At 75.0% G+C, this 12716-nt stretch carries 10 protein-coding genes and 1 pseudogene; 8 read left to right on the forward strand and 3 right to left on the reverse strand.

Annotated features, from left to right (window positions below; all coding sequences use genetic code 11):
- Positions 1–19: 19 nt before the first annotated feature.
- Entirely contained in the window at positions 20–658 is a 639-nt protein-coding gene (locus QNH85_RS18300) for a hypothetical protein (protein ID WP_282948707.1), read from the forward strand.
- 305 nt (positions 659–963) lie between these two features.
- On the opposite strand, the gene QNH85_RS18305 is transcribed toward QNH85_RS18300, so the two are convergent.
- Together QNH85_RS18305 and QNH85_RS18310 are read right to left on the reverse strand one after the other, a co-directional pair.
- On the reverse strand, positions 964–1836 hold the full coding sequence (locus QNH85_RS18305) for a DUF2382 domain-containing protein (RefSeq protein ID WP_282948709.1): 873 nt from the start codon (positions 1834–1836) through the stop codon (positions 964–966).
- 161 nt (positions 1837–1997) lie between these two features.
- Complete coding sequence (locus tag QNH85_RS18310; RefSeq protein WP_282948710.1) at positions 1998–3299, reverse strand: cation:proton antiporter; 1302 nt, start codon at positions 3297–3299, stop codon at positions 1998–2000.
- Positions 3300–3449: 150 nt separating this feature from the next.
- Here QNH85_RS18310 and QNH85_RS18315 point away from each other — a divergent pair, with 150 nt between their 5' ends.
- Positions 3450–4163, forward strand: coding sequence for an HAD family hydrolase (locus tag QNH85_RS18315; protein WP_282948712.1), 714 nt, complete (start codon positions 3450–3452; stop codon positions 4161–4163).
- A 75-nt stretch (positions 4164–4238) separates the two neighbouring features.
- Here the strand turns inward: QNH85_RS18315 and QNH85_RS18320 are convergent, their stop codons facing one another.
- Positions 4239–5180, reverse strand: coding sequence for a RecB family exonuclease (locus QNH85_RS18320; RefSeq protein WP_428830435.1), 942 nt, complete (start codon positions 5178–5180; stop codon positions 4239–4241).
- 73 nt (positions 5181–5253) lie between these two features.
- Between QNH85_RS18320 and QNH85_RS18325 the strand changes: the two genes are divergently transcribed.
- The 6 genes and pseudogenes from QNH85_RS18325 to QNH85_RS18350 form a co-directional block, all read left to right on the forward strand.
- A complete protein-coding gene (locus QNH85_RS18325; RefSeq protein ID WP_282948714.1) occupies positions 5254–6369 on the forward strand; it encodes a site-2 protease family protein in 1116 nt (371 codons plus the stop codon).
- Positions 6370–6379: 10 nt separating this feature from the next.
- The gene (locus QNH85_RS18330; RefSeq protein ID WP_282948733.1) at positions 6380–7441 is read left to right on the forward strand and encodes a tRNA (adenine-N1)-methyltransferase; all 1062 of its coding nucleotides are present in this window, start codon (positions 6380–6382) and stop codon (positions 7439–7441) included.
- 133 nt (positions 7442–7574) lie between these two features.
- Positions 7575–9203 carry a proteasome ATPase gene (gene arc, locus QNH85_RS18335; RefSeq protein WP_282948716.1) on the forward strand — a complete coding sequence of 543 codons (1629 nt, stop codon included), beginning with the start codon at positions 7575–7577 and terminating at the stop codon, positions 9201–9203.
- Positions 9204–9314: 111 nt separating this feature from the next.
- A complete protein-coding gene (locus QNH85_RS18340) occupies positions 9315–9944 on the forward strand; it encodes a DUF4956 domain-containing protein (RefSeq protein WP_282948717.1) in 630 nt (209 codons plus the stop codon).
- On the forward strand, positions 9941–10708 hold the full coding sequence (locus QNH85_RS18345) for a polyphosphate polymerase domain-containing protein (protein ID WP_282948719.1): 768 nt from the start codon (positions 9941–9943) through the stop codon (positions 10706–10708). The genes QNH85_RS18340 and QNH85_RS18345 overlap by 4 nt, the downstream gene beginning before the upstream one ends.
- Positions 10672–11802 (forward strand): annotated as a pseudogene (locus QNH85_RS18350) (carbohydrate-binding domain-containing protein); the annotation flags it as partial. The gene QNH85_RS18345 and the pseudogene QNH85_RS18350, both read left to right, overlap by 37 nt.
- Positions 11803–12716: the final 914 nt, after the last annotated feature.

Consider the following 12716-nt stretch of genomic DNA (forward strand, 5'->3'; position numbering starts at 1 on the left):
GCCGGGCGGAGGTGCCACGGTGACCACGCAGGCTCCCGGCACGGTCCGGGCGCGACGGCTGCGGCGCGAGGCGTGGGGCTTCGTCGCGGGCTCCCTGTGCTTCCTGCTCGGGGCGCTCCCGCCCTACGCGGACCGGGTGGGGGCGGTCGCCACGGACGCGACGTTCGTCGTCGGGTCGGTGTTCTTCACGACCGCGGCGGTGATCCAGCTCGTGCTGAGCGGCCGCCGCCCGCCACGCCGCGGGACGGCACCGGCCGACCGGTGGGACTGGTGGGGGTCGGCGGTGCAGCTCGTGGGGACGCTGCTGTTCAACGTCAGCACCGCCGTCGCGCTCGCCGCCGCCCTGGACGACCCCGGCCGGATGGGCGCGGGGTGGCGGCCCGACGCCTACGGGTCGGCGGCGTTCCTCGTGTCCAGCGCGTGCGCGGTCGTCGCGACGCGGGACCGCGGGGACCTGTGGGACACCGACGCGCGCACGTGGCACGGGACGTGGCTCAACGCCGCGGGCTCGGTCGCGTTCGCGGCGTCGGCGGTCGGCGCCTACGTCGCCCCCGGCGACGCCTCCGAGCTCAGCGCCTGGTGGGCGAACGCCGGGACGGCCGTCGGGGCGGTCTGCTTCCTGGTCGCCGCGCTGCTGTCGCGCCGGTCCGCCGGCTGACAGGACAGGTCCGGCCCCGGCGGCTCAGCGGCCGCCCGGACCGGTCATCGCGTGCACCACGGCCGCCGGGCAGTCCGGGTCCGGGAGCACGACCGCCCGCAGGTCGACGGAACGGATGCAGGTGCACGGGACGAGGCTCATGGCGGGCTCCGCAGGCAGGTGCGCCGCCCCGGTGACGGCCGCGCTGATGCCCTCGGTATCGGCACCGTGCGCCCGTCCGCGAGGAGTCCGCGCCCGGACGCGCCGCGGCCTCCACCCCCCAGGGGACGGGGACGGAGGCCGCGGCCGTGCTCCCACCTGCCGGGTCAGGGCCGGCCGGTGGCCTCGGTGCCGTGCGTGCCCTCCGCGTCGAGCTCCTCGTGGCGGACAGCCTCGGTCACCTGGGTCTCCTCGGTGACGGCGTCCTTCTCGAGCCGGACGCGCTCGACCGGGACGGTCTCCTTCTCGACGACGGGCCGCTCCTCGGTCAGCACGACCTCGTGCTCGGACTCGGTCAGCTCGGGGCCGGACAGGGCGTCCCCGCGGTTCGCGTCCGTGATGGGCTCGCGCTCCAGCCGGACCTCCTCCCGCGTGACCGGGACGGTCACGGTCTCCTGGTCCGTGACGACGTACTTCCGCAGCCGTGCGCGGCCCGCCTCGCGGCGCTCCGTGCCGACGTGCAGGCGCTCCTCGGACACGGTCATCGCGTCGTCGCCGGTGTCGCGGGTGCCGGACGCGGCGGTCATGTCGTCCCGGGTGGTGTCGCCGGCCGTGTCGCGCTCCGTGTCCCGCGCGGTGTCCCGCTCCGTGTCCCGGCCGACACCGGCGTACGTGCCGGTCCCGGCGTCCCGGGTCTGCCGCGAGGCGTCGTCGTCGGTGCCGCCGCCGGACGCCATGCCGTAGTGGCGGTACAGCGCCTGCTCCTCGTCCGGGGACAGATGACCGTCGACGTCGACGCGCGGCGCGTCCTTCACCTGGGCCTTCGTGTACGCGACCCGCAGGGCGTCGCCCTCGACCGTCGCGCCCTGGAGCGGCACGAACGACTCCGAGGTGCCGAACAGGCCGGTGTGCACGGTGACCCAGTCGGGCTCGCCCGTCTGGTCGTCGAGGTACACCTGGCCGACCTTGCCGATCTTGTCCCCGTGGCTGTCCGTGACGGTCCCGCCGGAGATGGTCTGGATCTGGTCCTGCGTCAGCATGGTGCGCTCCGATCCGCGGACGGTCGTGACGTCCCTCTGCTCGAGAAGTGATCGCCGTCGCACTGCGCCCATTGCAGGTCCGTCCGCGGGGCCCCGCAACCGGCCGGGACGCGTCGGCGGGCGCTGTCGCGTCGCCTCGCAGATGAGCCGCCGAAAACTCGTCAGACCGGTGTCACGGGGATCTCGTCGTCGCCGCGCCCGGCCTCCGAGGCGCGGCGCGCGCGGCTGCGGTCGAGCCAGCGCATCGCCGGTGTGGACGCCACGCCGTGGACGAGCACGGACCCCACGACGACGAGCGCGGCGACCGCCCAGAGCCGCTCCTCGTCCGGGAAGTCGCCGTGCTCCAGCGCGTACGCGACGTAGAAGAACGTGCCCACCCCGCGCACGCCGAAGAACGCGACGACCCGGCGCTCCCAGGGCCCGGTGCGTCCCCCGAGCAGGGCGACCCAGCCGGCCAGCGGCCGCACCACCAGCAGCACCGCCAGCGCGACGAGCACCTCGACCCACCCGACCCCCGCCAGGACGCCCCGCACCAGGGCACCGCCGAGCAGCACGATCACCGCGACCGTGAGCAGCCGCTCGACCTGCTCGACGAAGCTGTGCAGGACCCGGTGGTAGCTGTGGTGCCGCTCCGCCGTCCGCAGGGTCACGGCGCAGACGAACACCGCGACGAACCCGTAGCCCTCCGCGAGCTCCGTCGCGCCGTACGCCAGGAAGGTGGCGGCGACCGCGACGAACCCCTGCGCGTGCTCGGTGAGCCGCACCCGGTCCGCGAACGCGGAGAAGAACAGCCGGCCGAGCAGCCAGCCGACGACGATGCCGCCGAGCACCCCGATGCTCAGCCGCCACAGCACGTCCACGAGCAGCCAGTGCCCGAGCCAGCCGGCCGGCGCGAGCCCCGCCAGGCTCACCGCGATCGCCGCGTAGGTGAACGGGAACGCGAGGCCGTCGTTGAGGCCGGCCTCCGACGTCAGGGCGAACCGCGCCTCGTCGTCCACCGCGCCGGGGTCGTCGACCGGCTCGCTGACCTGCACCTCCGTGGCGAGCACGGGGTCCGTGGGCGCGAGCACGGCGCCCAGCAGCATCGCGCTCGCCGCGCCCAGGCCCAGCACGCCCCACCCGAGCGCCGTCACCGCGACCATCGACAGCGGCATCGTGATCGCGAGCAGCCGCCAGGTCGTGCCCCAGGCGCGCCGGCCGGGCGGGCGGTTGATCGCGAGCCCCGCGCCCATCAGCGACACGACGACGCAGACCTCGGTCAGGTGCAGCGCGACCGCGCCGTGCTCGACCGGGTCGGGGTCCGGCAGACCCGGCATCAGCCAGAACGCGAGGGCCCCCGCGCCGAGGAACACCGTCGGCATCGACAGCGGGAAGCGGCGCAGCGCGCGCGGCAGGACGGCGGCGGCGAGCGTCGCCACCCCGATCGCGAGGAACCCGGCCGCGGTGCCGTCGAGGGCGATCACCGCGCAACGGTAGGCCCGCGGCCCCCGCACGGCGCGCCGGCTGCGGGGACGCCGGCTGCGGGGACGCCGGCCGTTCACCGTCCCGTCGCCGCCGCCGGTTAGCCTCGTGGTGCGCACCGCCCGGTGCACCCCCGCGAACGGAGCCCCACGTTGAGCCTGCGTCCCGACGACACCGCCGCGGTCACCGCGCCCGGCACCGCCACGCTCCCCGCAGCCGTGCTGTGGGACATGGACGGCACCCTGGTGAACACCGAGCCGCTGTGGATGGCCGCCGAGACCGAGCTGGTCGAGTCCTGGGGCGGCACCTGGACGCACGAGGACGGGCTGACGCTCGTCGGCAACCCGATGAAGGTGTCCGGCGCGATCCTGCAGGGCCGCGGCGTGGGGCTGACCGTCGACGAGATCGTCGACTTCCTCAACGGTCGCGTCGCCGCGGCCGTCGCGGAGCGGACGCCGTGGCAGCCGGGTGCGCGGGAGCTGCTCACCGCGCTGGCGGAGGCCGGCGTGACGCAGGCGCTCGTCACGTCGTCCTACCGGGAGCTCGCGGACCCGTTCGCCCGCGTCGCCGGGGTGTTCGCCGCGGTCGTCGCGGGGGACGAGGTCGAGCGGCCCAAGCCGGACCCGCAGCCGTACCTCCTGGCCGCCGAGCGCCTCGGGGTCGACATCGCGGACTGCGTGGTCGTCGAGGACTCGCCCGCCGGCATCACCTCCGGCGTGGCCTCGGGCGCGCACGTGCTCGCCGTCGAGGTGTTCCGCGAGCTGCCGGACCTGCCCGGCCTCAGCACGACCGGGTCCCTCACGGACGTCACCGTCGCCGACCTGGGCAGCATCGGCGCGGGGAGGGTGCTCGACCTCCTGCACTGAGCGTCCCGCCGGAGTGCGAGCCGGCGGCGCTCAGGACGCGGGCGCTCAGGCCGCGGGCGCTCGGGCCACGGCCGCTCAGGACGCGGGCGTCAGGACCCCCGGGTCGGGCGGCGGCGCGATCGGGGTGATCCCGATCGCCCGCTCGACGGCGCCCTCGGGGATCTCCGGCGGCGTGCCGCCCCACGCGGGGCACACGGCCTGGTGCGCGCACCAGTCGCACAGCCGGGACTTCCGCGGTCGCCACTCGCCGGTGCGGGCGGCCTCCTCGATCTGCCCCCAGAGCGACCGCAGCCGCAGCTCCAGGGTCCGCATCTCCGCCTCGGACGGCGCGTGCCGCAGGATCTGTCCGTCGCCCAGGTAGACGAGCTGCAGCATCTTCGGCAGCACGCCGCGCTCGCGCCACAGCACGTAGGCGTAGAACCGCATCTGGAACAGCGCGGACCCCTCGAAGCCGGGGTTCGGCGACTTCCCGGTCTTGTAGTCGACCACCCGCAGCGCACCGTCGGGCGCGACGTCGAGCCGGTCCACGATGCCGCGCAGCTGCGGGCCGTCCTCCATGAGCGTCCGGACCGCGAGCTCCCGGTCGCCGGGCTGCAGGCGGTTCGGGTCCTCCAGGGTGAAGTACGTGTCCAGCAGCAGGCGGGCGCTCCCGATCCACGCCTCGCGCTCCTCGTCGGTCGCGAACAGCGTCACGACCTCGGGCGAGCGCTCGAGCAGCCGGTCCCAGGCCTCCGGGACGAGGGCGTGCGCCGCCGCCGGGGTGCGCTCGCCCAGCGGGAGGTCGTACAGCCGCTCCAGCACGGTGTGCACCATCGTGCCGCGGGCGGCGGCGAGGCTCGGCGGCTCCGGCCGCTTGTCGACCACCCGCAGGCGGAACAGCAGCGGGCACTGCTGGAAGTCGTTCGCGCGCGACGGCGACAGGCCCGGGACCCGGGGCTCGGCAGCCACCTCGACGTCCCCGGCGTCGGCGCCGTCGGCGGACACGGGGGCGAGGAGCTGCGGGTCGGTGGTCGTCACGGTGACGAGCCTAGGCGGCACCACCGACACGCCCCGCACGGCCGTCCCAGGTCCGCCCCGTAGCCTGACCCGCGTGGCGGAGAGAACGCGGGGCTGGGTCGTCGGACGAGTGGCCGGGGCGCCCGTCGTCCTGACCCCGAGCAGCCTGCTGATGGTGGGCCTCATCGCCCTGCTGTTCGCACCCACCATCCGGGCCCGCGCCCCGTGGCTCGGCAGCGGCACCACCTACGTCGCGGCGCTGGTCGTCGCCGCGCTGCTGCTCCTGTCGATCCTGGTGCACGAGCTCGCGCACGGGCTGACCGCCCGGTCCCGCGGCCTGCAGGTGCAGGAGTACGCGCTGACGCTCATCGGCGGGCACACCGCGTTCGGCGGCCGGATCACCCCGCTGACCGGCGGGCTGGTCGCGGTGGTCGGCCCGGTCGCGAACCTGCTGCTCGCCGGCGTGCTGCTCCTGCTCGGGCAGCTCGCCGAGCCCGGGGGCGTCGCCGCGCTCGTGCTCGACGCCGGCGCGTACAGCAACGCGTTCGTCGGGCTCTTCAACCTCGTGCCGGGCCTGCCGCTCGACGGCGGCCAGGTGCTGGAGTCCGTGGTGTGGGGCCTCACCGGCGACCGGCGCCGCGGGACGCTCGTGGCGGGCTGGGCCGGCCGGGTCGTCGCCGTGGTGTTCGTCGTGTGGGTCCTGCTGCTGCCGCTCGCCCGCGGGGGCCGGCCCGACCTGATCGGCGTCGCGTGGGCCGCGGTCGTCGGCGCGTTCCTGTGGTCCGGTGCGACCCAGGCGATCAGGACAGCGCGGACCTCGCGGGCCGTCGACGCCCTGCACGTCGGCGCGGTCGGCGTCCCGGCGGTGGGCGTCCCCGCTACCGCGGTCCTCGCCCAGGCGGACGCCGCCCGCGGGCAGGCCGGTGCCGACGCCGTCGTGCTGCTGTCCCCGGACGGGCGCCCCGCGGCGTACGTCGACCCGCAGGCGGCGAACGCCGTGCCGGCGGCGGACCGCTGGCAGGTGCCGCTCACCGCGGTCTCGGTCACGCTGCCGGCGGGGGCGGTGCTCGACGCGTCGCTGCGGGGCACCGACCTGGTGCAGGCCGTCGCCGCCACGTCCCGCTTCGCGCCCGTCATGGTCGCCGTCCAGGACGGGCGCGTCGTCGCCCTCGTGCGCAGCGCCGACGTGGCGAGCGCGCTGCGCCCGTGAACCGCCGTCCCTGAGCCGACGCCCCCGAACCGGCGCCGCTGGACCCGCGCCCTGGACACCGGCCCGGACCGCGCCTCCTAGACTCGGTCCCCGTGACCGACCAGACCCCCGCGGCCGCCTGCACACGATCACGCTGGCGCCGGGCGCGACGTTCCACACCCACAAGGGCTACTTCCGGCACGACGAGCTGATCGGCGCGCCCGAGGGCACCGTCGTGACGAGCAACGGCGGCGTCGAGTACCTCGCCCTGCGTCCGCTGCTCAGCGACTACACGCTCTCGATGCCGCGCGGCGCCGCGGTGGTCTACCCGAAGGACGCGGGCCAGATCGTCGCGATGGCCGACATCTACCCGGGCGCCCGCGTCGTCGAGGCCGGGGTCGGCTCCGGCGCGCTGACCCTGTCCCTGCTGCGCGCGGTCGGCGACGGCGGCCGGCTGCACTCCATCGAGCGCCGCGAGGACTTCGCCGCGATCGCCCGCGGCAACGTCGAGACGTTCTTCGGCGGCCCGCACCCCGCCTGGCGGCTGTCCGTGGGCGACCTGTCCGACGTGCTGCCCGTCGCGGAGGCCCCCGGCGAGGTCGACCGGGTCGTGCTCGACATGCTCGCGCCGTGGGAGAACCTCGACGCCGTCGCCACGGCCCTCGCACCGGGCGGCGTGCTCATCGCGTACGTGGCGACCGCCACGCAGCTGTCCCGCCTCGCGGAGGACGTCCGGGCCGACGGCCGGTACACCGAGCCGCAGGCGTGGGAGTCGATGGTGCGCGGCTGGCACCTGGAGGGCCTGGCCGTGCGGCCGCAGCACCGGATGATCGGCCACACCGGGTTCCTGCTCACCACCCGGCGCCTCGCGGACGGCGTCGAGCCGCCGCTGCGCAAGCGCCGCCCCGCCAAGGGGTCGCAGCCGGGGGAGGCCGCGCTGGTCGACGACGCGGGCGACGTCGTCAGCAGCCGCTCGTTCCAGGACATCCCCGACGCGGAGTGGACGCCGGAGGCCCTCGGCGAGCGCGCCGTGTCGGACAAGAAGGTCCGCCGGGTGCGCCGCGACGTGGGTCAGGGCCCCGAGCAGGACTGACCGCAGGACTGACCTCAGGACGACCCGAGCTCGCCCGGCGAGGCGCCCGTCCTGCGATTGACACGTGTGGTTAGGGTTCCCCCACGAACACCGCACACCGCCGTGAGGTCGACCCGCGATCGGAGGTACCGCGATGACGGAACCGACAGCACGCGACCTGCAGCGCGAGCTCGCGCTCCTGGCCGCCAAGAACGAGCGCATGTCCGACGCGCTCGTGGCGGCGCGTGACCAGATCATCGAGCTCAAGCGCCAGATCGACGACCTCGCGAAGCCTCCGGGCACGTTCGCCACGTTCCTGACCGCCCGCGAGGACGGCACCGTGGAGGTCGTCTCCTCGGGCCGCAAGATGCACGTCGGGACCAGCCCCGCGGTCGACGTCCACCGGCTCCGGCCGGGCCAGGAGGTCATGCTCAACGAGGCCCTCACCGTGGTCGAGGCCGGCGGGTACGAGCAGGTCGGCGAGCTCGTCACCGTCAAGGAGCTCCTGGGTCACGACCGCGCCCTGGTCGTCGGCCGCGGCGACGAGGAGCGGGTGGTCCGCCTCGCCGGGCAGGTGCGCGACGGCTCCGTGCGCGTCGGGGACGCGCTGACCGTCGAGGCCCGCAGCGGGTTCGTGTTCGAGCGGGTGCCGCGCGCCGAGGTCGAGGACCTCGTGCTCGAGGAGGTCCCCGACATCGACTACCGGGACATCGGTGGCCTGGGGCCGCAGATCGAGGCGATCCGCGACGCGGTGGAGCTGCCGTTCCTGCACCCCGAGCTGTTCCGCGAGCACGGGCTCAAGCCGCCGAAGGGCGTCCTGCTGTACGGCCCGCCCGGGTGCGGCAAGACGCTGATCGCCAAGGCGGTCGCCCACTCGCTCGCCGCCACGTCGGCCGCCGCGCGCGGCGAGGAGCTCACCGAGGCGAAGTCGTACTTCCTCAACGTCAAGGGCCCCGAGCTGCTCAACAAGTACGTCGGCGAGACCGAGCGGCACATCCGGCTGATCTTCTCCCGGGCGCGCGAGAAGGCGTCGCAGGGCCACCCCGTCGTCGTGTTCTTCGACGAGATGGAGTCCCTGTTCCGCACCCGCGGCACCGGCGTGTCCAGCGACGTCGAGACGACGATCGTCCCGCAGCTGCTCGCCGAGATCGACGGCGTCGAGCGCCTGGAGAACGTCATCGTCATCGGCGCCTCCAACCGCGAGGACATGATCGACCCCGCGATCCTGCGGCCCGGCCGCCTGGACGTGAAGATCAAGATCGAGCGCCCCGACGCCGAGGGCGCCCGCGAGATCTTCGCGAAGTACCTGACGCCGGACCTGCCGATCCACGCCGACGACCTGGCGGAGCACCACGGCTCCGCGCGCGAGGCCGTCGAGGCGATGATCTCCCGCGCCGTCGAGCGGATGTACTCGGAGAACGACGAGAACCGGTTCCTCGAGGTCACCTACGCCAGCGGCGACAAGGAGGTCCTGTTCTTCAAGGACTTCAACTCCGGCGCCATGATCCAGAACGTCGTGGACCGTGCGAAGAAGTCCGCGATCAAGGACCTGCTCGCGACCGGCCAGCGGGGCCTGCGCGTCGAGCACCTGCTGACGGCGTGCGTCGACGAGTTCAAGGAGAACGAGGACCTGCCGAACACCACCAACCCCGACGACTGGGCGCGCATCTCCGGCAAGAAGGGGGAGCGCATCGTGTTCATCCGCACGATCGTCCAGGACAAGAAGGGCGAGGAGGCCTCGCGCCGGATCGAGAACGTCACGAGCACGGGGCAGTACCTCTAGGTCGCGATCCACACGCGGCCCTGACGCCCCGCACAGCGGCGGCACAGCAGCGGGCGGCTGGATGGTCGTACCCGGTTCACCGGGCGTTCATCCCCGACCCGCGAGGTGCCCATGCCTGCCGCTGCCCTGTTCGCCGCCGACCTCGTCGCCATCGGCGTCCTGACGTTCGCCCTGTACTTCCCGCGCCACCGGAGGCGTGACCTCGTCGTCGCCTTCCTGGGGGTGAACGTCGGCGTCCTGGCCGTCGCCGGCGCGCTGTCGTCCAGCACCGTGGGCGCGGGGCTAGGGCTCGGGCTTTTCGGCGTGCTGTCGATCATCCGGCTGCGGTCCTCCGAGATCGACCAGCGGGAGGTCGCGTACTACTTCGCGGCGCTGGCGCTCGGGCTGATCGGCGGGCTCGGCGGCTCGCTGGGTGTGACGGCCCTGGCGCTGATGGCGCTCGTCCTCGTCGCGCTGCTGGTCGGTGACCACCCGCGGCTGCTGCACCGGTACCGGCAGCAGGTGGTCGTGGTGGACCGGGCGTTCGGCGACCACGCCGCGCTCGTCGCGCACCTGGAGCGGCTGCTCGGCGCCCGGGTGCACAGCGCGACCGTGCAGCGCCTCGACCTGGTGGACGACACGACGGTCGTCGACGTCCGGTACGCCGAGCTGCCGCGCAGTGCCCCCCTCGAGGAGCTCGTCGCCGTGACGCACGGGCCGGGCGAGGCCGCCCCGTCCGCGCTGTCGGCGGTGTCCCGGTGACGGGCGTGTCCCTGGCGCACCTGCCCGGGATCGACCTCGCCGAGCTGCAGGAGACCGCGGCCCTGCAGACCCGCGTCGACCGCAAGTACGTTCTGCCGCTCGCCGCCCTGCCCGCCGTGCTGCGCGCCCTCCCGGACGGCACGCGGCGCCTGGTCATCGACGGCCGGGACACGTTCGGTTACGAGTCGGTCTACTTCGACACCCCGGACCTCGACGCCTTCCGCCTCGCCGCCGGACGACGCCGCCGCCGGTTCAAGGTGCGCACCCGCACGTACCGGGACACCGGCGGGTGCTGGCTCGAGGTGAAGACCCGGGGCGCCCGCGGCACCACGGTCAAGGACCGGCGCGAGCACGACCCCGCCGCCCGGGCCAGCATCGGCGACGCCCTCGGCTTCGTGCTCGACACCCTGCGCCGGCAGGGCGTCGGCGTGCCGGAGGTCGACGGCGCGACCGTGCTCCGGCCGACGCTCACCACGCAGTACCGGCGCCGCACCCTGCACCTGCCCGACGGCGCCCGCCTGACCGTCGACACCGGCCTCGAGTGGCTCGGGCCCGGCCCGTCCGGGCCGAGCGCCGCCGTCCCCGCGCACGCCGTCGTCGAGACGAAGAGCGTCGCGGGTGCGTCGAGCGCCGACCGGGCGCTGTGGGCCCTGGGCCACCGCCCGTCCCGCATCTCGAAGTACGCGACCGGGCTCGTGGTCCTCGACCCGGCGCTCGGCGGCCGGCCATGGCGGCGCACCGTGCGCCGGACCCTGGCCGGCTGACCGCTGCGCGGCCCTCGTCTCGCTGCACCTGCTGCACCTGCTGCACCTGCTGCACCCGCGGCACCCCGTCACACCCCCTTCCACCCCTGGAGATCCCCGTGCGCCGTCCCCGTCCCGTCCTCGCCGTCCCCGCCGTCCTGCTGAGCCTCCTGCTGACCGGCTGCGCGGCCGACGCCGTCGCCGGGACCACCTCCCGGTCGGACAGCGGGGACACCGCCGTCGCCGCGGTCCCCGCCGGCGCCACCGCGGAGGAGGTGCTCGCCGCGAACACCGAGGTGCACGACGTGCAGGATGCGGGCAGCACCGCGGCGACCATCACGCTCGAGGGCGACGCCGCCACGACCGACGCCGACGGCGTCACCGTCGACGACTCGGTCGTCACCATCACCGCGGGCGGCACGTACACGCTCAGCGGCACCCTCGACGACGGGCAGGTCGTGGTCGACGCCGGCGAGGCCGTCGTGCACCTCGTCCTGGACGGGGCGGACCTCACGTCGTCGACGGGCGCGCCGCTCGTGATCAGCAGCGCCGGGGCGGCCGTGGTCGAGCTCGCGGACGGTTCGGAGAACACGCTCGCCGACGCCCCCGCGTACGCGGACGCCGAGGGCGAGGACGTGCCGAACGCGGCCCTGTTCAGCACGGCGGACCTCACGATCACCGGCACGGGGGCGCTCACCGTCACCGGGAACGCGAACGACGGCATCGCGAGCAAGGACGGCCTGGTGATCGCGTCCGGGGACCTCACCGTCGAGGCCGTGGACGACGGGATCCGCGGGAAGGACTACCTCGTGGTGGACGGGGGCACGGTCCGCGTCACCGCCGGCGGCGACGGCCTGACGTCCGACGACACGGACGACGCCACCGCGGGCTTCGTCGCCGTCGCGGGCGGTGACGTCGCGGTGACCGCCGGCGGCGACGGCGTCGACGCGGCGACCGACGTGGTCCTCACGGGCGGCACGCTCGACGTCGAGTCGGGCGGCGGCAGCGGCGCGACGCCCGCGGACGACGTCTCCGCGAAGGGCGTGAAGGGCACGGCGGTGGTCGTCGTCGCCGGCGGCACGACGACGGTGGACGCCGCGGACGACGCCGTGCACTCCGACGGCGCGGTGTCCGTCACCGACGGCGACCTGACCGTCTCGAGCGGCGACGACGGACTGCACGCCGACGTGTCGCTCGACATCAGCGGGGGCACCGTCGACGTCGCCACCTCGTACGAGGGGCTCGAGGCGGAGGCGATCACCCTGGCCGGCGGCGAGGTCACCGTGGTCGCGTCCGACGACGGCGTGAACGCCGCGAGCAGCGCGACCGGCTCCACCGAGGACGCCCAGGGCGACTGGGCCGGTCCGCAGGGCGAGTCGACCGGGGCGGCGAGCCTCGTGATCACCGGCGGCACCGTCGACATCGACGCGGGTGGTGACGGACTCGACGCCAACGGCACGCTGACGATGAGCGGCGGGACGGTGGTGGTGAACGGCCCGACCAGCGACGGCAACGGTGCGATCGACGCGGACGGCACGCCGTCGGTCACCGGCGGCACGCTGGTCGCCGCGGGCTCCTCCGGCATGGCGATGGCGCCCGGCACCGACGGGCAGGGCTGGGTCGCCGCGACCTTCGACACCGCGCAGGCCGCGGGGACGACGCTGGCGGTCGTCGACGCCGACGGCACGGTGGTCGCGACGTTCACCCCGGCGAAGGACATCAGCTCGCTCGTCGTCTCGGCGGCCGGCCTCACCCTCGGCGAGACGTACACCGTCGTCGCGGGGACGACCGGGGCGGGCGACGCGTTCGCGGGGTACACCGCGAACGGCGACGCCTCCGGGGGGACCGAGGTGGCGAGCGTGACCGCGGGCGAGCTCACCGGCGGCGGCATGGGCGGCGGCACGGGCGGCGGCGTGCACGGCGACGACGTGGCTGGACAGCAGCATCGGGTTGGCGTTCGGGCGGCCGGGCTGCAGCACGCCGTACTCGGTCTCGATCCCCATCACGCGGCGCACGGTCACACGGGCCA

Source organism: Cellulomonas endometrii (genome assembly GCF_949769265.1).
GTDB lineage: Bacteria > Actinomycetota > Actinomycetes > Actinomycetales > Cellulomonadaceae > Cellulomonas > Cellulomonas endometrii.